This window comes from Vibrio crassostreae (assembly GCF_024347415.1).
Taxonomy (GTDB): domain Bacteria; phylum Pseudomonadota; class Gammaproteobacteria; order Enterobacterales; family Vibrionaceae; genus Vibrio; species Vibrio crassostreae.
The window spans coordinates 297,044-316,719 of the sequence record NZ_AP025476.1 but is presented as its reverse complement, the minus strand read 5'-3'; the positions used below and the strand labels follow the sequence as shown (position 1 = coordinate 316,719).

General features: G+C 44.4%; 31 protein-coding genes. 5 read left to right on the top strand and 26 right to left on the bottom strand.

Annotation, left to right across the window (positions count from 1 at the left end):
• Positions 1 to 91 precede the first annotated feature (91 nt).
• Complete coding sequence (dusA, locus tag OC193_RS01590; RefSeq protein ID WP_048658797.1) at positions 92 to 1,096, bottom strand: tRNA dihydrouridine(20/20a) synthase DusA; 1,005 nt, start codon at positions 1,094 to 1,096, stop codon at positions 92 to 94.
• Between the two features lie 104 nt (positions 1,097 to 1,200).
• On the opposite strand from dusA, the gene OC193_RS01585 reads away from it, so the two are divergent.
• A complete protein-coding gene (locus OC193_RS01585) occupies positions 1,201 to 2,271 on the top strand; it encodes a site-specific integrase (protein WP_048658796.1) in 1,071 nt (356 codons plus the stop codon).
• A 345-nt stretch (positions 2,272 to 2,616) separates the two neighbouring features.
• Here OC193_RS01585 and OC193_RS01580 read toward each other — a convergent pair whose 3' ends face one another.
• From OC193_RS01580 to OC193_RS01465, 24 genes are all read right to left on the bottom strand, one after another.
• The gene (locus tag OC193_RS01580) at positions 2,617 to 3,372 is read right to left on the bottom strand and encodes a PmeII family type II restriction endonuclease (RefSeq protein WP_048658795.1); all 756 of its coding nucleotides are present in this window, start codon (positions 3,370 to 3,372) and stop codon (positions 2,617 to 2,619) included.
• The gene (locus tag OC193_RS01575) at positions 3,372 to 4,244 is read right to left on the bottom strand and encodes a DNA-methyltransferase (protein WP_230682248.1); all 873 of its coding nucleotides are present in this window, start codon (positions 4,242 to 4,244) and stop codon (positions 3,372 to 3,374) included. The genes OC193_RS01580 and OC193_RS01575 overlap by 1 nt, the downstream gene beginning before the upstream one ends.
• A gap of 104 nt (positions 4,245 to 4,348) precedes the next feature.
• Entirely contained in the window at positions 4,349 to 4,507 is a 159-nt protein-coding gene (locus OC193_RS01570; RefSeq protein ID WP_165901753.1) for a hypothetical protein, read from the bottom strand.
• Between the two features lie 361 nt (positions 4,508 to 4,868).
• The gene (locus tag OC193_RS01565; protein ID WP_258166914.1) at positions 4,869 to 5,000 is read right to left on the bottom strand and encodes a hypothetical protein; all 132 of its coding nucleotides are present in this window, start codon (positions 4,998 to 5,000) and stop codon (positions 4,869 to 4,871) included.
• On the bottom strand, positions 5,000 to 5,410 hold the full coding sequence (locus OC193_RS01560) for a hypothetical protein (protein WP_048666340.1): 411 nt from the start codon (positions 5,408 to 5,410) through the stop codon (positions 5,000 to 5,002). The genes OC193_RS01565 and OC193_RS01560 overlap by 1 nt, the downstream gene beginning before the upstream one ends.
• Entirely contained in the window at positions 5,407 to 5,835 is a 429-nt protein-coding gene (locus tag OC193_RS01555; protein WP_048666341.1) for a M15 family metallopeptidase, read from the bottom strand. Before OC193_RS01555 ends, OC193_RS01560 begins: the two co-directional genes overlap by 4 nt.
• Before the next feature lie 59 nt (positions 5,836 to 5,894).
• Positions 5,895 to 6,227: a hypothetical protein gene (locus OC193_RS01550; protein ID WP_055319856.1), complete on the bottom strand. Its 333-nt coding sequence runs from the start codon at positions 6,225 to 6,227 to the stop codon at positions 5,895 to 5,897.
• Positions 6,224 to 6,646 (bottom strand): hypothetical protein, encoded by a 423-nt coding sequence (locus tag OC193_RS01545; protein WP_105059400.1) that lies wholly within the window; start codon positions 6,644 to 6,646, stop codon positions 6,224 to 6,226. Before OC193_RS01545 ends, OC193_RS01550 begins: the two co-directional genes overlap by 4 nt.
• Positions 6,646 to 7,269, bottom strand: a complete 624-nt coding sequence (locus OC193_RS01540; protein ID WP_048666222.1) for a hypothetical protein — start codon at positions 7,267 to 7,269, stop codon at positions 6,646 to 6,648. The genes OC193_RS01545 and OC193_RS01540 overlap by 1 nt, the downstream gene beginning before the upstream one ends.
• Positions 7,266 to 8,222: a hypothetical protein gene (locus tag OC193_RS01535; protein WP_048666223.1), complete on the bottom strand. Its 957-nt coding sequence runs from the start codon at positions 8,220 to 8,222 to the stop codon at positions 7,266 to 7,268. The genes OC193_RS01540 and OC193_RS01535 overlap by 4 nt, the downstream gene beginning before the upstream one ends.
• Positions 8,203 to 8,409 (bottom strand): hypothetical protein, encoded by a 207-nt coding sequence (locus OC193_RS01530; RefSeq protein WP_048658788.1) that lies wholly within the window; start codon positions 8,407 to 8,409, stop codon positions 8,203 to 8,205. The genes OC193_RS01535 and OC193_RS01530 overlap by 20 nt, the downstream gene beginning before the upstream one ends.
• Complete coding sequence (locus OC193_RS01525) at positions 8,409 to 8,555, bottom strand: hypothetical protein (RefSeq protein ID WP_165901754.1); 147 nt, start codon at positions 8,553 to 8,555, stop codon at positions 8,409 to 8,411. Before OC193_RS01525 ends, OC193_RS01530 begins: the two co-directional genes overlap by 1 nt.
• Positions 8,556 to 8,558: 3 nt before the next feature.
• A complete protein-coding gene (locus OC193_RS01520; protein WP_048666224.1) occupies positions 8,559 to 8,831 on the bottom strand; it encodes a hypothetical protein in 273 nt (90 codons plus the stop codon).
• A gap of 9 nt (positions 8,832 to 8,840) precedes the next feature.
• Positions 8,841 to 9,656, bottom strand: coding sequence for a major capsid protein P2 (locus OC193_RS01515; protein WP_048666225.1), 816 nt, complete (start codon positions 9,654 to 9,656; stop codon positions 8,841 to 8,843).
• A 12-nt stretch (positions 9,657 to 9,668) separates the two neighbouring features.
• A complete protein-coding gene (locus tag OC193_RS01510) occupies positions 9,669 to 9,797 on the bottom strand; it encodes a hypothetical protein (RefSeq protein WP_017081565.1) in 129 nt (42 codons plus the stop codon).
• Positions 9,798 to 9,928: 131 nt separating this feature from the next.
• Positions 9,929 to 10,693, bottom strand: coding sequence for a hypothetical protein (locus OC193_RS01505; RefSeq protein WP_048666226.1), 765 nt, complete (start codon positions 10,691 to 10,693; stop codon positions 9,929 to 9,931).
• Positions 10,653 to 11,120, bottom strand: a complete 468-nt coding sequence (locus OC193_RS01500) for a hypothetical protein (RefSeq protein ID WP_048666227.1) — start codon at positions 11,118 to 11,120, stop codon at positions 10,653 to 10,655. Before OC193_RS01500 ends, OC193_RS01505 begins: the two co-directional genes overlap by 41 nt.
• Positions 11,104 to 11,664, bottom strand: a complete 561-nt coding sequence (locus tag OC193_RS01495; protein WP_048666228.1) for a hypothetical protein — start codon at positions 11,662 to 11,664, stop codon at positions 11,104 to 11,106. The genes OC193_RS01500 and OC193_RS01495 overlap by 17 nt, the downstream gene beginning before the upstream one ends.
• Positions 11,657 to 11,974, bottom strand: coding sequence for a hypothetical protein (locus OC193_RS01490; RefSeq protein ID WP_048666229.1), 318 nt, complete (start codon positions 11,972 to 11,974; stop codon positions 11,657 to 11,659). The genes OC193_RS01495 and OC193_RS01490 overlap by 8 nt, the downstream gene beginning before the upstream one ends.
• 34 nt (positions 11,975 to 12,008) lie before the next feature.
• A complete protein-coding gene (locus OC193_RS01485) occupies positions 12,009 to 12,221 on the bottom strand; it encodes a hypothetical protein (protein WP_048666230.1) in 213 nt (70 codons plus the stop codon).
• A 58-nt stretch (positions 12,222 to 12,279) separates the two neighbouring features.
• Positions 12,280 to 14,163, bottom strand: coding sequence for a replication endonuclease (locus OC193_RS01480; protein ID WP_080968036.1), 1,884 nt, complete (start codon positions 14,161 to 14,163; stop codon positions 12,280 to 12,282).
• Positions 14,144 to 14,302, bottom strand: coding sequence for a hypothetical protein (locus tag OC193_RS01475; protein ID WP_155407283.1), 159 nt, complete (start codon positions 14,300 to 14,302; stop codon positions 14,144 to 14,146). The genes OC193_RS01480 and OC193_RS01475 overlap by 20 nt, the downstream gene beginning before the upstream one ends.
• A 2-nt stretch (positions 14,303 to 14,304) precedes the next feature.
• Positions 14,305 to 14,487, bottom strand: a complete 183-nt coding sequence (locus tag OC193_RS01470) for a hypothetical protein (RefSeq protein WP_048661610.1) — start codon at positions 14,485 to 14,487, stop codon at positions 14,305 to 14,307.
• A gap of 9 nt (positions 14,488 to 14,496) precedes the next feature.
• The gene (locus OC193_RS01465; protein ID WP_048661609.1) at positions 14,497 to 14,751 is read right to left on the bottom strand and encodes a pyocin activator PrtN family protein; all 255 of its coding nucleotides are present in this window, start codon (positions 14,749 to 14,751) and stop codon (positions 14,497 to 14,499) included.
• Positions 14,752 to 14,886: 135 nt separating this feature from the next.
• On the opposite strand from OC193_RS01465, the gene OC193_RS01460 reads away from it, so the two are divergent.
• The 4 genes from OC193_RS01460 to OC193_RS01445 all read left to right on the top strand — a co-directional run bounded on the left by OC193_RS01460 (position 14,887) and on the right by OC193_RS01445 (position 17,609).
• The gene (locus OC193_RS01460; RefSeq protein WP_048661608.1) at positions 14,887 to 15,492 is read left to right on the top strand and encodes a LexA family transcriptional regulator; all 606 of its coding nucleotides are present in this window, start codon (positions 14,887 to 14,889) and stop codon (positions 15,490 to 15,492) included.
• 41 nt (positions 15,493 to 15,533) lie between these two features.
• Positions 15,534 to 16,244, top strand: a complete 711-nt coding sequence (locus tag OC193_RS01455; RefSeq protein ID WP_048661607.1) for a hypothetical protein — start codon at positions 15,534 to 15,536, stop codon at positions 16,242 to 16,244.
• Positions 16,245 to 16,671: 427 nt separating this feature from the next.
• Positions 16,672 to 17,130: a zinc uptake transcriptional repressor Zur gene (gene zur, locus OC193_RS01450; protein WP_048661606.1), complete on the top strand. Its 459-nt coding sequence runs from the start codon at positions 16,672 to 16,674 to the stop codon at positions 17,128 to 17,130.
• Positions 17,131 to 17,147: 17 nt separating this feature from the next.
• Positions 17,148 to 17,609 (top strand): chemotaxis protein CheX, encoded by a 462-nt coding sequence (locus OC193_RS01445; protein ID WP_017059940.1) that lies wholly within the window; start codon positions 17,148 to 17,150, stop codon positions 17,607 to 17,609.
• 148 nt (positions 17,610 to 17,757) lie between these two features.
• On the opposite strand, the gene pgi is transcribed toward OC193_RS01445, so the two are convergent.
• Positions 17,758 to 19,410, bottom strand: coding sequence for a glucose-6-phosphate isomerase (pgi, locus tag OC193_RS01440; protein ID WP_048610687.1), 1,653 nt, complete (start codon positions 19,408 to 19,410; stop codon positions 17,758 to 17,760).
• Positions 19,411 to 19,676 lie beyond the last annotated feature (266 nt).

Genomic DNA, 19,676 nt, shown 5'->3' with positions numbered 1-19,676 from the left:
ACATCTTCATGCGTGGCTTTTCGGAAACTTGTAGTGGTAAATTTAGCCTCTAATGGCGAATTTAACCTTAAGTTTTTAACTTAGAGGGAGGTTAAACATTTAGCTCTTTAGGGATCTTAGCCAATGCTGTTTGCATCACTTCGATACCTGCACCTTTCTTATGTGCGTTTTCACTGATGTAGCGACGCCATTGTCTTGCACCAGGCATGCTTTGGAACAAACCAAGCATATGACGAGAGATATGTCCTAAGCTTGCGCCATTTGAAAGTTCACGTTCGATGTACGGGTACATTTCTTCAACCACTTGTGAGCGCTTCTTGATTGGCGTGTCTAAACCAAAGATCTGCTGATCGACTTCAGCCAAGATAAATGGGCTATGGTAAGCCTCACGACCAATCATCACGCCATCAAGGTGTTGTAAGTGCTCTTTAGTTTGCTCAAGAGTAGTAATGCCACCATTCACGGCAATCACCAGATCAGAGAAATCTTTCTTGATTTGATATGCACGATCATAATCTAGAGGTGGGATCTCACGGTTCTCTTTCGGACTCAGGCCACTCAACCACGCTTTACGCGCATGGATAGTAAATTGCTCACAGCCACCTTTTTCAGAAACCGTCGAAACAAACTTAGTTAGAAACTCATAAGAGTCTTGGTCATCGATACCGATACGCGTTTTCACGGTAATTGGAATATCAGTGACTTCTTTCATCGCTGAAACACAATCTGCCACCAGCTCAGGCTCAGCCATTAGGCACGCACCAAAGCGACCATTCTGAACTCGGTCTGAAGGACAACCGACGTTAAGGTTTACTTCATCATAACCACGTTCACCAGCAAGCTTGGCACAAGCCGCCAGATCAACCGGATTAGAACCGCCGAGTTGAAGAGCAAGAGGATGCTCTTGCTCGTTATATTCTAGAAAGTCGCCCTTACCATGTAAGATCGCGCCCGTTGTTACCATTTCCGTGTACAGAAGAGTCTGCTGAGAAAGCAAACGGTGAAAGTAACGACAGTGGCGGTCAGTCCAATCGAGCATGGGTGCAACAGAAAGTCGGTGACTAGCGTATTTACTGGTTTTATTAGTGTTTGTCATGATTCAGTCTCAATTAATACTGTACAAACATACAGCGAATTACCTAGAATTAAACGGAATTACTTCCTGTAGTACCCCTCAAGTACCCCTTTAGGAGTTGGACAATGGCAAGTTATACCATCGAGACCAGAAAGCTAAAAAGCGGTGAACCAAGGTTCAAGGTAACAATCATCGTTAAAAAGAATTCGCGCATTATACACAGGGAAAGCAAAACTCTAAAAAAGAAAGCACTCGCTAAAGCTTTCGGTAAAAAAAGGGTAGCTGAACTAGAGGCTCAAGGGGTACTCAATCAGCCAAAAACAGTCCCCCTTTCGGTACTCCTCGATTTGTTCATGGCCGAGCGTGACCTTTGGGACAATACAGGCCGAACAAAACGCTACGTTATTAAAATGCTTAGGGATTGCGACATCGCCCAAGTTGAAAGTAATCAGCTACGAACTAGCGACTTAATAGAGCACTGTAAAAATAGAAGAGGCGCAGGAGCCAAACCCGCAACGATTTATCATGATATTGCTTACCTGCGTTCTGTAATGAAAAAGTCTAGGCCTGTCTTCAACATCGACACCAATCACCAGATATTTGATGAAGCCGTACCCGTTCTGATTGATATGGGGTTAGTCGGTAAGAGTCAGAAACGAACACGCCGCCCAACTTCTGAAGAACTGAAACTCTTAAAGCTTGGATTAGAACAACGTGAATCTTTCCGGCCAAACGGCACAACTCGAATCCCATTCACCGATATTCTTGAGTTCAGCATTCTTACTTGTATGCGAATTGGTGAAGTCTGCAAGCTGCGTTGGGAAGATCTCAACCAAGAACATAAAACGATACTCGTCAGAGACAGAAAAGACCCAAGGAAGAAAGAAGGTAATCATATGATTGTGCCGTTGCTTGGCGATTCATTTGAGATCGCACTGAAACAACCAGACAAAGGCGAACTCATTTTCCCGTACAACTCACGAAGTGTTAGTGCAGGCTTTCAGCGAGTAAGAAATGAATTGGGTATTGAAGACTTGAGGTACCACGATTTACGAAGAGAGGGAGCTAGTAGATTGTTTGAAAAAGGCTATTCAATTGAAGAGGTGGCTCAAGTGACAGGACACAGAAACTTAAATATTTTGTGGCAGGTTTATACGCAACTATTTCCACACAAACTACATGAAAAGGCTCAATAGAGAGCCTTTCATAGTAAAACAATCAAGGTTGGTTTCTTATCCGGGTGGTGCGTGAGTACCCACGGCCAGCACCGGAACTAACATGAGTAACAAGGCTATCATCATTTCTTGGAACTAAATGGACCGTAATATCAAATCCTTGCGCCGCGTGCTCATCACAGACATAAGCATTTGTATTTGGAGCCCATATTGCTGATGTATCTTCTCTTCTCAATCGAACAGAAAAGTTATTTGTAGCAGGATTGCCACATCCAGGGATAACGCATCCCATAAACACCTCCACGGTTTCATATTGTCATCCCTATTCTAAGATCAGAAATTCTTTATTTTCAATAAGATGTGGAATTATATTTTCGACCTAGATCTACTTCCTGAATTATCTTCAACAAGCTTTGACCAATCAATTCGACCAAAAGAATCACAGTATAGCTCTACAAACTCAGCGGTGAACAAATTGAGCTTAGCGTTAATTTCTGAGTTGAGAGCATCACTACGTTTTATTGCCTCGAAACCAAATGGTTCGATTATATCTTTGAATAAATCCTTATTACCACCGGAGATAAAACTCCAAAAATCTTCACCACATAATCTTAAATGAGTCCCTTTTTCAGGGTTGGCTTCACTACCATAACAACATCCCTCAACGCACATTACACGCTGAGTGGTTACTCCTCCTGACGTTCCCAGTACTTTTTTAGCAAGAATAAAATTATCCTTCATCTTATTTATTTGTGATGAATTCCCCCAGTTAGGACCGGATTTAATACTCACTAAGTACTTTGAAGTACCATCTTCAAACTCTAGGTCGATTCCTCTAGCACTCGACTTTCTACCATTAAAAGCCTGCTCAGATGTAAAAATAGCCACACGCTCCATAAAGTTACCAAAAATGGTTTCTTCACCAGAAGAAACCGTGGCATCCATAATTGAACGAATCAAGTCACTAGCATTATCCATACCCTTAGCCTTGAATAAATATGGATTCTTCCTTTTTGTTATATCTGAAAGTTTTACTGATTTTATTTTTTGTTCTTTTTTTAAATGAAAACTTTCAAACACATTATCTTGGATAAAACGATTTACAATTTCTGAATCAATCATTATTCACTCTTGTATACGCACTGACCATTAATCAAATGCTTAGATAAAGACAATCTTTCAGCACTTACTTCACAATGCTCTTCCAATAATTCTATTCCCAATCCTATCCGGCCTAAGCCTCTAGCAACTTTGACAGTCGTGCCAGAGCCAGAAAAAGGATCTAGTACTATATCACCTGATTTAGTGAATAATTTGATAAACCAAGAGGGCAAATCTTCAGGAAAGGCAGCACTATGACTCCTGTTTGAACATTCAGTTGATAGGTGAAGAACATTAGTAGGGTATGCCAAATCACGATCAGCCCAGTTTTCAATCTTCTTTCCAAAGCCACTACCAACTTTCGATTCATCCCTGATTTTGTCTGTATCACTTAAGTTTTTTAATCGGCTTTTCTTCCAGTCTCCCATAGGCACTCGAACTTCATCTTGGTACATGGCAAATTTTTTCTGTTTATTAAAATGTAAGCAACGTTCCCAAGAATCACGAAAACGATTCGGCCACTTCCCCGGAAAACTATTTTTCTTATGCCAAATATACTCTTCTGTCCATAACCATCCCTGCTGTCTTAGAGCTAATATTAGCTCTAAGACATATGTGTGCCTTTCCCCATTCACAACTTTTTCTTTTATATTTAAAACAAACGAACCCGTAGGTTTCAAAACACGTAGCAGTTCTTCCGAGATAGGAAGGAACCATTCAATATATTTATTCGGGCTGATACCACCATATGTACTCTTTCGTTGATCTGCATAAGGTGGTGAGGTAACGATCAAATCGACAGAATCACTCTCCATATCGCGCAAGATATCTAAACTATCTGCATTAAAAATCATCGACTCATCAACACTGATCATTTTCTTTTTTCTAAGCATTCTGGGAAACCAACAGTAAATTTTGAATCAGATAATACTCAATTTATGAGAGAAGGTCCAGGCTTTTGAACAAAAAAATTACAGTGAACAAAATAGAACACTCACTATTCTAGCCCTCTCATTTCTAAGCGAGTAATCCTTCTATCCATCTTTTCCATCATTAAGCGCAACCACTTAACATCCGTTTTGAGTGTGATACCTACACCCACCCCGCTAGACAAGGCACTCGCAACTGCGACTATTAGTGTTTGATACTCTGCCATTTACTTGAACTCATTTCGTAGGGTTTCCCATAGGCCAAATACTATAGGGGGACTTACGTAAAGTAACGCTAGACCCTTGAAAATGGACGGTTGCTCAAAGTCGTGGGGTTTAGCTCCAATTGGCAGATCAGCGGATTCCAAATCCGCGTGTTGGGAGTTCGAATCTCTCCACCCCTGCCATCTTCAAAGTGCATTTTTATGCATGAAAAAAGGCCACTCATTGAGTGGCCTTTTTGCTATCTGCAATTTATTTTATCGACGTTTTCTTCGCTTCTTTGTGGTGCTTTTTGCTTTCACAACACGCCCACCTTTGGCGAAGCGATACCCCTTTTTTAACGTGCCGTTTCTTTTGACCCCTGTTTTAGCCATTCTTTTTACCCTCTAAAATTGTTTCAATGATGGTTAAGCGTTTATCTTGCTTCCATAACACAACGAGTAACGCTATCCAGGTCGGCGATAAGCCCATGCTGTTCAGTGAGACGAGTAGCTCCATTACTTACCCCTGAATTTAAATGAAAAGAACTCCAGTAAGTAACGCACCATAGAGCGAAAACCAAACGTGTCGATGACCACTGCGCCCACTATGTACCAATAGTACTCAGGCACAAATTCCAACGCTTTGAAGCCTTCTTGCACATACTCGGCATAGTCTGGGATAAACGATAAAATCAGAGGAACAAACACCACCAAGAGAATGAACTCATCTTTAAGGCCACGATCTTTGAGGCTCACCCTATCCAAATCAGCGGCCTTTTCATCCCCAGACTGTAAACGCTTCACTTGAGCTCGGTGACGCTCTTGCTCAAGCTCATCTTGTCGCTTGAGGGCATTCGCTTTATTGAGGCCGTGCTGCTTATAGGCATCAATGCCGCCAGTGATGAGGTTTGCGATGGCGCCTATCATGCATAAACCCGTTTATCGAGCTCCACATGAGGCCCATCTTTAAAGCTGACCCAATCCCCACCCCAGACAATAGGGACATTCAGCTCTTGCGCCGCTTGTTTAAACGCCCAACTGACTTGCTCGTAATAACTAAAGCCCCATGTGACTTTGTTGTTTTCGTCATACACGACAAAATCGATGGCATGCCCCGTTTGGTGCCGGCTTTTTTTGCTGTAGCCGTCTAATTGGCTGGCGCCTTTTTTGAAGAGGGCGTTTTGCTCTTCGGCCGTTCGCTTTCCTGAGGTAATCCCAAAATCAAAAGGGGTTAACTCTATCGCCCTGCGAACCACGCGCTTGAGATCGCCATGAACCCCAATCATGCGTGACTCACTTCTTGCTGATAACGCAAACTGACTAAGTGCCTTATCCACGGTTTTTTTGTTCATGAAATACACTCCTAGTAAAGTGAAGAGCACAACGAGCGCACTCAACTTTTGAATGGTCATTATTCAAAGTCCGGTAACAGGGTCACGAGTAACGATCGAGCGGTTTCGCGCTTGGAGAGAACCTCTTGGGGGACGTCTGCGCCGGTTTCTACTTGACGGACTAAGTAAAAATCGGTCGCATCAAGGTAATGTTTAGCCTTTGTGCGCCTTTCAGATTGCTCTTTATTTTGTTGAGCCTCTAGTGACAGGACAAAAGCCTCACCAGTCCATCGGTAGAGTTCGGGATTAAGGGCGACGTCTTGCGTCAGTTGGACCTCTAAACTGATTAATTGAGTTGACGCTTGAGGCGCGTTAATCGTGACAATTCGCCCCTGCGTATCGACCTGTATCATCGCTCTAACTCCTTAAAGGTCGTTCGAGACACAATGCACACTTGAATATCAATATAATTGCAAGTAAATATGATTTTTTTCGCGTTGCTCGGTGTCAAAATAGGAATGAAATAAAATCGCATTGAAAAGCCAGCCACAAAGGGAACTACCATTGACCTATGGCTATTAGCTATCATCTCGTCATGAGCATCAAAGCATTGAGACCAAAAGGAGACTTGATCTAAGTTCCTTGAATTTTCGCTATCCGACCAACCCACTCGTACTTCCAGTAGCTCTACATCATCTGACAGAGAAAACTCTACTTTTCGGTTTGTGGCATCTGAAACTTGAGCATACTGGTTGCTTAATACTAATGATTGAAAACCACCGTTTCCCGTCTTATCACCACGACTGCCAATAGGATTGTGAAGTTCAAACATTAGATAAACTCCCCAATACGAACACCATCCCCAGCAACGCCTTCCAATGTAATGGCTTCATTGCTTTTGATAAGGACATGACCACCGGCGACAACCTCAATCAACCCTTGAACCAAAACAGAGCGCTCATTATCTTGATAGGTTTGAATAAAGAGTCCTTTCCGCTCTTCATTTCCGGCAATGCTTTGTTCATCTCCCGTTAAATCCAGATAGCCCGTATCGACCTTTTGCAAGGTGTAAAGGTCAGCAAGCTTCTTCACAGTTAGCTTGTCATTTTGAATGCGCGTCTTCACTTCTGCTTGAACGGCACTGACAGTGATGGGGGTTAAGATTTCGCTAATCGTGACGGAATTATTAATATCGATGTTTTGAGATTTGGTGCTGATGGGAATGTCCGCCACTTGATATTCAACCGTGACCGGTTCCGCCTGATGGTTAAAAAGTTCAAGCTCATCAAAACGAGTGATATCCACTGTATCACCCCGCCCGATTTCTGTAGGACGTAACGCGTCTCCGCGAAGCATGAGGGAATGGCTGGCTTCACGAATGATGAGGTATTTGCCTGCCTGACCTGCGTTAAACTGAATGCTTTCGCCAGTGTTTAAGGTATGGAGTTGTTTCATTTCTTACGCCCCGAGACTAAATAGGCCATGGTCATTAACGTGCCGAGAATGCCCACCATAAGAGACACGTTTTTCAACAGCTCATTATTGCTTTCGTTCTCACCCGTTTGCTCTCTTGCTTTGGAAGCGTTCGCCATGGCAATCGCGGCTTTGGTGGTTTCCGTTTGTTGACCCGCCATGGATTTAATCGAATCTATCGCGTGCTCGCTCAGGTTCGTGTTTGCCCCTATCGCGTACTCACTCAGATCAGCATTGGCTCCTAACGCACTCTCACCAAAGCTAAACGCGCCATCCAGTGCGTTTTCACCAAAATTAAGCGACGCATCTACGCTATCTGACGCCAAATCTAAGGCGTTATTGCCAAAGTTAAACGCCTCTTCCGCGGTCTTACCCGCCACCGCCATGGCACCGTGATCAGTCATGCTTAAATTAATGTCAGAGTTTTCTATCCCTGACAGAGCAAAGCCGTTGTTATCACCACCAATGCCCAGACTGTTGTTTTTGTTGGTGGTCGTGGTGATGGTTTTCGCATTGCTCTTTGATTTACTCCGTCCACCCATGTCATCAAACCTTATTTGTAATACGTGCTCATTCTTGTGGGTCTCAATCTCTCGCACGGGCAATTGCAATTTACGTTGAATGTAGCGATAAGCGCCGCGCTGATTAAAGTGAGCGCGAATCGAATCAAACCCATTCGCCACTCCGTGATTGAGAGCACTGAGCGTCCCGATGGCCATGTCACCCGCTAAAGCCACCACAACTAACTCCTTAGCGCCGGAGGGGGATTGCTCACCGCGTAACAACATGAACGTGTCTTCGACTCGATAGAGGGACTCTCGCCCCGCTTTCACTTCAATTTCAGCTTGCTTGATGTAGTCACCAAGCGCTTTACTTAACTTCGGCTTGGCGTTTCCCCACGTTTCAGGAATTAAGTTACTTTCGAGTAAAAACATACAGCGCAAAAAGCGCCACGAGCGCTATTCCCCACCACGGTATGCCGTTATGACTGCCAAAGTTCATTGCGCCGGCCGTAAAGCCGCTGTTATTGGTGGTATTGGAGGTGTTCCCAGACGTTGCAGGTCCCGATGAGCCCCCCGTCAAGCCTCCACCCCCCGTTAAAGAGGTGAGTGAGCCTAGCATTAGCGAAATACTCCTAATTTATAAGCAAGGTAGAGCAAAGCCATCACCGCAATCGCGGTTAAGGTTTTGTTGAGCCCCTGACTCACACCAACCCCGAGTGCCGTTCCAAGCCCCAGACCGCCCAAACCGATAAAAAGTAATGGCATGTGCTAATCCTTGAAGAGAACAATGAGAAGAACCACCACCAAGAGCGCCGCTATCCCACCACCGACATAAAGTAAGGTGTTATCTTTCGCCACGACAGCGCCACCTTGTGGCGTCGTCACGGCATTGCCATTATTGTCGACCACTGGGGTGTTTGGCTGCTGCGTGGTGTTGGGATTAGACGAATTCGCGTTGTGACCAAATAACCAATCGGCATTCTCTCCCACGCTATCGAGTGCCCCTTCACCAAACTCCAACAGGTCATCAAAAAAGCTCATGCGTGCTCCTTAGTATTTACCTGCGAGCATTTCAGGGCGAACCACTTTGACCGATTCAATCAAAATAGGAATTGAGCCGGCGACGTCACTAGTGGTCACTGAAAATTTCAAATTAGAGCTGTGTTGTGTTGGAAAGAGCTCATCAATAGAAAAGCCACGCACAATCGGATCAAAGTGAAAATAACCGGCTTGCGGGGTACGCTCGTTGCGTTTGGCGTTCGCTTCATTGATGAACTTGTTGGCTTCGTACTCTTTCACAAAGTCACGTTCAATTTCGAGCTTAGTAATGCCCGCGTGCATAAAGTGCGCTCGGCGCAAACTGATTAACGGGCTTGAGACTAAGCTCGTAAACTCGTTTACTCCTGCGGCGTTCGCTGGCATGGTTTCACGCTTTATCATTGGAACCAAGATACGGGCAGGTTGCGCATTGGTGACCCAAGCATGAACCTGGATAGACAGGGGATCACCGCTGGCTTTCGCTTTGAACTGAACATCCAAATGAATGTTATCGCCCGCCTCCGTCACTAGTCCTGTGTAGCGAACCCCATTTTTAGTGCGAGCGGTAATGTCACTGAATGGGATCACGTAATGGCCAGTCGTATGAGCACGTTGCTTGTAGCGCTCTAACATCAGGATTTCACTGCCCGTTAAGATATAGATTTCCTCTGCATTCAGCGTAATCGACAAGCGTTCAATCTCGGCGGCCTCGGCATTCGTCTCTAGCACTAACTCATGGTAAGTCGGCCCTACAGGAATAGGCAGCGTGCCTTTTTGTCCCCAAGCGGCCCCGACCATGGAATTCAGTTTGATTGGTTTTACTGACATGTTTGTCTCCCCTTAAAACCAGCCACGTTTGCCGTTGATGAGTTGTTTGACTGCTTCTAACGTTGAGACGTTATTAATGATGGCAATCATCAGTAAGGTCAGTACAACAGCAATCAAGATGTTTTTATGCTGAGCTTTCATAAACTCCCCTGTCTCTCGACGTTGGATTTCGAACAGATACATTGAGTCTTTATAGAAGTGGAGTTGCGTTTAAAAAGAAAGGGGATTTAACCTATAGGTTGGACGGGTAACCTATAGGTTAAAAAGGCCGGTTATCGGTAGTTCAAATTGAGTCTTGAGCCTGACTGACAGTTCAGCGCCTTATGCTCAATATTACCGATACCATCACGGATCAAGAGGTATTCCGCGATCGGTTTTCCAATACGTTGCTTGTTGATCTTAGCGGATTTCAACGTCGCAATGGTATTCACATCCAACCCGCGTTTATCCGCGATCCATTGAGCATCACTCATGGAATTCACCGCGCCCACCCACCAAACGCTGGATTGCTCGGTCACGGTTTTCGGGACCTCTTGACCTCGTTGAAATATGGAGTGCACCACAAGGCCATACTGACGCCCGCCACGCAACAGCTCACCCGCACGACCTCGAAGTTTGCCAGAGGTTTCTACGCAGGAGGCTAACTCTTCAATCACCGTATAGAGCCGGCTTGCTCGGCCGTTACCGACCGACCACACCACTGACGCGAAAAATTCCAACTCTTCATAGGTTGCCCCATTGGCTGGTACGTACGCCAACTTAAACGAGCCGCCACGACGACGCGCCATCACCAGCGATTTCACAAACGCTAGACGTGACTTCGTGCCGTGGCACATTTGCCCTTGAAACTTACTCCCCGCGTAATTGGCGTAGGGGTCAAAAAAGACCGCTTGTGCGGTTTTAGGGATTAACCCTAAATACTTAACGGCTGAGGTTTTTCCTCCTCCCGTTCCCGCTACATAGAGGGTGTGTTCGGCATCAAAGGATGGGTTAGCGTTAACGGGATTCGGTAGGGCTAGGGGTTTTGGTTTGTTCACCCTCGACCTCCTTAGCTTGTATCAAGACGGCCATTTGTTGTTTAGACATGTAGATCAAGCCCAAAACAGTCAGCAGTAACGTGGCCTCTTCGATGTAGTCCCCAAACACTCCCATCAAGGTTGAACCATGTTTGGCAAAGACCGGTTGCGCGGCATCAATGACGGCTTGTTTACCTTTACCGTCAAATTCAAACTCAACCCCTGAAATAATGGACGTGGCTTGTTCGGTCAAGGCGAACACAATATTCAGTAACCCCGCCATGGCTTCGGTTTTATCTTCGGTTACCGCTTCGGTTGAATCGGTTAGACTAACCGAATCGGTCTCACCTTGCTCTTGCTGTTCAAGCTGCTCAATGACCGCCCCAAAATCTCCCCAATCATCCAACGCCGTAGGCTCACCCAACAAGACCTCATTCGTTTGCTCCATGCTCACCCCCTTGCGTTGGTTCGGTTGTGGCTTTCGGTTTAGGTAGCAGTTGAGAAAATGCCCAGAGGAGGAAGATAACCGACACCAACGCTGTTATGACTCGTTTAAAGGAAAACGTGCTTTGGGTGTTTTCAGCTTCTTCATCGTCGGCGGTTTCGGTTATCTCTCGGTTGGAAACCGCGTCTTTACTGGTTTCCTGTGTTTCTTCCGGTTCGGTTAACCCCTCGGTTAGCTCGGTTACCTCTGTTCGGTTAGGTTCGGTTATCAAAACCGGATCAACCACCGACAGTTTTTCGGTGACTGTCGGTTGAAGTTCGGTTGGGTCAGCGACAAGATTCGCTTTAATGAACTTGGTCACTTCATGGCTATGTGAGCTGTTACCGCACTTTGGGCAACGGTAATACATCAATCCAATGTTGCGGCTATTTTTAGGCGGCTCCCCTGTAGCGATGAGCTTCCCTTCACCCACTTGATGGGCGCTGGCGACCGACTGACAAACCGGGCAAGATATATACCCACGGGTTGGGTTTTTATGTTCAGCCATGATCTACCTCTGCACTTTCAATCTCATCAAGCTGCTGCTTTTGAGCCTCCACGACTGAGCGGTATTTCAGGCGAGCCACCCCATTGAGCTTTTCGAGGTGTTCAAGCTGCTCAAACAAGTTAACGGGAAGGCCTAACGCCTCCAGTGAAAGGTTGCCACTCACCAACATTCCCATGGCTTTTTTCATGAGTGCGCCGGTGTCCATTTCTTTAAAACGGTCAATTTCTACTTTTAGGCTGGCGGTCAGCTTATCAGCCGCATCAAGGGCGGCTAAATCTCGTTGACACTCCTCAAGCGATAGTCTTTTCATTGTCTTCCCCTGTCTCTCGACGTTGGCTTCGTGGTTAGTGATCAGCTCCTAGTGCGTGAACATGCTCACCTGCATCCGTAACAAACGGCACGCCTTTGTTTATTGCATTTAAAGCGGCAAGCTCGTTCATCGGAATAAAATTACGTTCAGGCGATAAGTTTTGTTCGGTGATTAAAATCTGTTCACCGACAACTGGTATATTGTAGCTGTAAAAATAAATCGCTTTAGTGTTGATAGATATATTCATAAAAGTTCCTGTCTTTCGACGTTAGTTAAATGCCCCTGATTAACATCGTTGGCGTGGGTTAAGTCACTCCCAATCTTCCATTTATCAGACTGAGGGTGGTGTGCTTATCAATGGGGATTTTCGCCCCCATCGATAACGGTTTAAGCAAGCATTGAACGCCTTTAATGCTCCATCCGGTCACGTCCATTAACGCTTTTTCAAGTGGGGATATCTCCATTTTCGGAGGTGGGTTACACTTATTTTCAGTGCTCCAAGGTAAAGCGCTCCGCGCTTCTTGCACTTGCTTCAGATCCGATTTTTTAACCAATCGAAAGTGCTCGCTGCATGTCTCAATAAGTTTTCCGAACCAGCGAAAACCAACCACACGTTTGGTCTTCTCCCCGTACTTATTAAACTGCTCTTCATAAGCTAATTTGGCTTTGGTACCTAATTCACAAAAACCTTTCCATCTAGAGTTATCAGCGTGATCACGCAGTGAATCAAGTTCCTCATCGAATGCGGTATCTAATGGTTTAGCTCTTCGGAGTTGTCGCCACAGGCCAACGGCCGGAGAGCCCGATTGAGAAAATTGCTTAATTCTATGAATTGATGCCCATGCGCGAGCTGATAAAGCATTTTCATCCGCTTCTTTCTCTGGCATATGAGCACCATTAATGTTTTTGGAAATGTATTTAATGATGTAGCCTGTTGCAGTTCCTTTCGACGGATCACATTGCTTAGCCAAGAAACGTTTTTCCTGAAGTTCCTTTGTTTTAAGCTCTTCGTTATCTTCCTCTATAGCGATCTGACGACATATATCCACTAATTTCTCAAGTTGCTGTTTAGGACAATACAAAAACAAATGTGCGTGAGGTGTCCCATCTTTATGTGGTTCCGCCACCCGAAGACCAAACCAATCAACTTGATGTTTTTTGAAGAGAGCTCTCGCTCTTTTCCACTGAGCCATCAAATTTATATGGGCTTCCTTCGGTGTACACCCAATCCACTGCTTTGAGCTTCGGTGATACTTTCCCGGTAAAGTCCAAGTAATAAATACCCCTTCATAACCTAAATCGATGGCTCTTTCTTCATCACCACGAGAGCGTACCACCAGCTCAATACGACGATTTTCATGATTCGCCGTCGTTCGCTTCACCACTTCACTTAAATCAAAAACGGTGTCGGTATCTTCACTGACGACAACCATCGACTGAACATAATTTTCAGCTTCCACTTGTTTACGGCGCCACAGTGCAAATGAACGACTCGATACGTAACTTCTTTGCGCTTTCTCACCCCCAACCCGCTCAAGTGCTATTTGTGCGAACTCAAGATATTGGTTCCGTAGATAAATGATCTTTCGCACTAAATATCGAACATCCAAACAACGACGAATTGCACTTTCGTATTCACGCTCACAATCCTCAAGCGGCATCTGTCCGGTAATATATAACTTCGGTGGCTCAAGGTGGATTTCCTTCATCTGGGTTTCAATCGCTTGATAAGCCATATCTAAAGCAGATAAGTAGCTTTCCTTTAACTCCACTTGGCGGATCTCATCGTGAAAGACTTCAGTCAGGTTTCGCGCCAAACGCTCCAACGCCTCGTCATTGGTCAGCGTAAAGTGATCAAGTTGAATGTAAGGTCTCTGCTCTGAGCACACGACTGGTTTGGGTTTGGCTTCTTTACGAGCATCTGCAAAAGGAAACTTATCTTCAATGATGGGTGAACGTTTTAGGACATGACGAAACACATCAACAGTAAAGAGTTCGAGATTTTTTCTATCCGGATTCTTACGCTGTTTACGCTTGATAAGTTGATGTTCAATATCCTCCTGAACAACACGGGGGAGCAGCTTAAAAAAATGATGACCAATCGACGTCTCGAGAGAGAAACGAGTCGCTTCATCACGGCTGGCCTGCTCTTTGAGCTGCTCCTCTAAATTAAGATTTGAGTCTTGCATAGCTCGATACTCGCTTACTTATCAATTTAGCTTGTTGCTCAATCAACTCGCGTTGACGCGGCGACTTTGCATGACGATATTGATAGCGCTTAATCATCAATTTCAGCTCATAGAATCGAATCTCTTTTGGTGTTTGCATATCTACACCTCCAGACTTTCAAGTAGTTCAATTGCTTCTTCAAATTGGCCCAAAACAACAGAGAGATAACTATCCTCATCGGAGTCAATAGATGGGTTCAACTGGCTTTCAATTAATCGATGTAACAACTTAGCTTCACTGGAATGAGTAAAATCGATGTTGATAGAATGCATAGGGGTTTCCATAATTCCTCCTCATCCATTCACTGATTGCCAATCGGTTTTTGCTAGCTCATATCGTTTCTCGATATACATAGCTAGATCTTCCACCCTGATCAGCGTTGGACTCCGTTCAGAGTCGCGTAGTTTGAAAGTAGGAACAGGAAAGTCACACGCCTTAGCTTTCTGTTCTGCGGTTTTCGGCGTAATCCCAAAAAACTCCTGACTTACGGCCTTTAATTCAACTGTCGGACTCTCGAAACGAGCCAGCAATGCGAATTGCATATTCATCTGGTCACCTGTGATACTCTGGTTAATTCAGGTCAATTGAGCCCAAAAAGCATTTCAATGGATGCTCAATGAGCTTCGAGCCTAAAAACAGGCTCAAAACAAACTAAGCACACTTTGGAGAGGTTTGAGCATTAAATGAGCATAATTGATGATAAATTATCTGAGTTAAAGGAGATGACTGGGACTTCCCGGAACGTCGATTTAGCCAAAGTATTGGGAGTCTCCACTTCAACCATTCAAACTTGGCGTTATAGAGGGAAGATACCTGAAGATATTTTTTTAAAAGCAGAACAGGTAGCTCTTCATGGAAGCGTCACTCCTCGAGGGTATGTTTCAATAAAACTCTATGAAGTCGAAGCCAGTGCCGGTTCTGGCTCACTTGTCGAAAACGAAGACCCCTCCACCGATCTCCTCTTCAGCGAAAAATACCTCCGTAAAGACCTCGGTTACAAGCCAGAGAATGTATTCCTCTTGTCCGTTCGTGGTGACAGCATGGCGCCAACACTCAAGAACCAGAGTATGGTTATGGTAAATAAAATTGATGATTTTGCGTCAGATGGGGTCTATGTATTTCGGTTTGAAGGCGCCTTGTTAGTCAAGCGTTTGCAATTCTTACCGGAAGGAATCGAAGTAGTAAGCGATAACCCAACTTATAAAACTTGGGAGATAAGCAAAAAAGATTTGGAGCATAAAGATTTCCAAATCATCGGTGAAGTGGTTTGGTCAGGACAGAGAATGTAAAAGTGCTCAATTCAATTTCCAGATACTATAGAAACGAAGTGATGCCTAGCCCTAGAAAAGCAATTCTTAGGCTTGCAACTACTTCGAAAATTTTCATCCTATTATGCTTTTTTGTTGTAGGTGCATTTACGCTTGCTATTCACCTAAACAATAATGCAAAAACCTCTCACGGTTCCAGTCCGTCGAAAAAGTGTATGCCAGCTTCTATTAAGGCGCTACCTACAGTGCTTGAAAAAGAATTAAGAGCAATAACCTGCTCAATTGAAAAAGCCACACACTCTTTAGATCGCAACAGTAATTCCCTAGTAACCATAATGTGGCCATTACTTCCTGTTTTTGCTTTGCTCACAACAACGAGTGTATTTATTTTCACGATCGCAGCGAACACTTATAGGCACTTACAATATGTAACCTACAACATTGAAACTCAGAAGGACCAAAACAAAACTTCTGGAAGGATGAGGGTGATTAATCAGAATGAAGTCAGTGAATACCTAATCAAGGCATACTTTTTCGATTACAGCGGTAAGAAGTGCAACGTATCTGAAATACCCTCCCCAAAAAAAGGTGATACTCCGTACATTGAGTTATCTTCAGGGAAGCCATTAGAATTAACCTTATTGCCTCATCAGGCTGAAGCCGCAAGATCTGCACCTAAAAAAATTGATATAGCTCTTTCAACCACAAGTGGGAAAATTATGTGCATTCGTGGAGAAGATTATTGGAAACCTGAACAAATTTCTCAGACTTAAGAAATTAACGTGGTACTCCTATAGTACCCCTCAAACTAGCATAGCCCTTGCTGAGGCTACTTAATCAATCCAATCGAGCATTGGAGCGACAGACAACCTACATGAATGTGTCATGGCAAAGTACCCTAGTAGCGAGTCAAAAAAATATGCTGGAATACCCAGCAAAAGCAAGGTCGGCTATTGTAAATGCTATGCCCTGTTTGTGCTATATGAACTTTGCCTCACACTTTTTTATAAACCTATTCACCAGATCTCTAATTCAGCCTCATTAATCAGTTATGCCTTGAGTCACACTGTCATTTTGAGTTACCTTGTCTTATTCAAAGTCGTGGGTCACAATACGCTCTGTACCTGACTTTAATAGAAATCATTGGCCCCCAAAACGTAGTAACCTAGAAATAGGGTTTAATTAGGGATGGCCGATTGAATGGTGAAAAATTTGGACCACACATTAATAGAGCAAGTTGAAGGGATATGCGCATCGCGAGGCGTTAGATTGACGCCTCAGAGAAAGCGAGTGTTTGAGCTCATTCTCTCTAATAAAAAAGCCTCCAGTGCTTATGAATTGTTAGAGCAGTTGAAAGTCAGTGAACCACAAGCCAAGCCTCCTACGGTTTATCGCGCTTTAGATTTCTTGTTAGAACAAGGTTTCATTCACCGAGTTGAGTCAACCAATAGCTTCATATGCTGCTGTTCTTGCAATGCCAACAAACATTTCTCCCAACTACTGATCTGCGATAAATGTGGCACTGTGATAGAACTGCAAGACGATGCGCTTGTCACCCTACTCGCCAGTAACGCTGAGAAGCATAGCTTTCAATTGACTAATCATGTCATTGAATCGCATGGCATTTGCCAATCTTGCTCCTCCGAGATGAAAGAATAAGATTATAGAAGAACATTATGCGCGCTGAATTTGTAAACCCGTTTTTAGCTTCTTTGATGAACGTACTAAAAACGATGGCTTCTCTAGAATTGAAGCCACAAAAACCAAGAGTTAAGAAAGATGAAATCGCTCGTGGCGATGTATCCGGCCTAATTGGCATGGTGGGTACACAATCTCGTGGCTCTATGTCGATCACCTTTGATGAAGGTCTCGCTCTCGAAATCATGGAAAACATGCTCGGTGAACGACCAAACGGCCTCAACGAAGAAGTGACCGATATGGTGGGTGAAATCACTAACATGGTGACTGGCGGTGCAAAACGTATTCTTGCGGAAAGCGGTTTTGACTTCGATATGGCAACGCCAATCGTGGTTTCCGGTAAAGGTCATACGATTCGTCACAAGTGTGATGGGGCAATCATCATCATGCCTTTTTCATCTCAATGGGGTAATGCTTTCATCGAGATCTGTTTCGAATAACAGCTGTTTATTTCTAGCAGTACTGAGTATCAAAGAAGGTTGGCATAATGCCAGCCTTTTTTATTACCTGCGATTTAACCATTGCTTGCTCTACAGATACAAAAACGCCAACCCGAAGGTTGGCGTTTTTTGGATGCTATCGACTCAATTAAGCTTTAAGCGCTTTAAATGCGTTGATTAGACCGTTCGTTGAGCTGTCGTGAGATGTTACTTGAGCATCATCAGCAAGCTCTGGAAGAATTTGGTTTGCTAGTTGCTTACCAAGTTCTACACCCCATTGGTCGAAGCTGAAGATGTTCCAGATAACACCTTGAACAAAGATCTTGTGCTCGTACATCGCGATTAGGTTACCTAAAGAGCGAGGGTTGATTTGCTTAACAAGAATTGAGTTCGTTGGGCGGTTACCTTCAAACACTTTGAAAGGTACTAGCTCAGCAACTTCTTCAGCTGTTTTGCCCGCAGCTAGGAATTCAGCTTCTACAGTCTCTTTTGTCTTACCGAAAGCTAGAGCTTCAGTTTGAGCAAAGAAGTTAGACATTAGCTTCTGGTGGTGATCAGATGCTGGGTTGTGGCTGATAGCAGGCGCGATGAAGTCTGATGGGATCAGCTTAGTGCCTTGGTGAATCAGTTGGTAGAAAGCGTGCTGGCCGTTTGTACCAGGTTCACCCCAGATGATAGGACCAGTTTGGTACTCTACCGGGTTACCTTCACGGTCTACAAACTTACCGTTTGATTCCATGTTACCTTGCTGGAAGTAAGCAGCAAAACGGTGCATGTATTGATCGTAAGGTAGAATTGCTTCTGACTCAGCGCCGTGGAAGTTGTTGTACCAAATACCGATAAGCGCAAGGATGACTGGAATGTTGCTTTCAAACTCAGTTGAAGCAAAGTGGTTATCCATCTCGTGAGCACCTTCTAGTAGCTCAACGAAGTTATCGAAGCCAACAGAAAGAGAAATAGAAAGACCGATCGCAGACCATAGTGAGTAACGGCCACCAACCCAGTCCCAGAATTCGAACATGTTGTCAGTATCGATACCAAACTCAGCAACTGCAGTTGCATTAGTTGATAGTGCTGCGAAGTGTTTAGCTACGTGTGCGTTGTCACCCGCTTCAGCCAAGAACCAATCACGTGCAGAGTGCGCGTTAGTCATTGTTTCTTGAGTAGTGAATGTTTTAGATGCCACTAAGAATAGCGTTGTTTCTGGGTTCAGAGGCTTAAGTGTCTCAACGATGTGAGTGCCATCTACGTTAGAAACGAAGTGCATGTTTAGACGAGTTTTATATGGCGTTAGAGCTTCAGTCACCATGTATGGACCAAGGTCCGAACCGCCGATACCGATGTTAACTACATCAGTGATCTCTTTACCTGTGTAACCTTTCCACTCACCAGAAACGATGCGGTGCGTGAACAGTTCCATTTTTGCTAGTACTGCGTTCACTGCTGGCATTACGTCTTTGCCATCAACCATTACTGGGTTGTCGCTACGGTTACGTAGAGCTGTGTGAAGTACTGAACGACCTTCAGTCTTGTTGATTGCATCACCACCGAACATTGCTTCAATTGCAGACTTAACTTCAGTCTCGTTCGCAAGAGCAAATAGGTGCTGCATAGTTTCAGCATCGATAAGGTTCTTAGAGTAATCGACTAAGATGTCAGAACCGAAACGAGTAGAAAAGCTCTCGAAACGCTTTGCATCTTGAGCAAACAGCTCTTTCATATCCATATCTTGAGCAGACTCAAAATGTGCCGTTAGAGCTTTCCACGCTTGTGTATGCGTTGGGTTGATATTTTTCAACATGGTATCTATCCCGATGTTACTGTAGGTTTTATTCTAAACGTCACCTAGGTGATGAATAGAACCCCCGATTAGGCGAAAGTTTATATTTTTCTGTGATGACCAAACCGCGCCACCACTGAAAGATTCTTTGTAATTTTTTTTCACGACGTATTATGCCGCATATGAAGAGCTGTACCTTGAGATAAATCAGGATTAGATTTCCTGACAGAAGAATCAGTACAGACTCTAGCTCTAACATAATTAAATGTGAGCGATACCTGATAAAT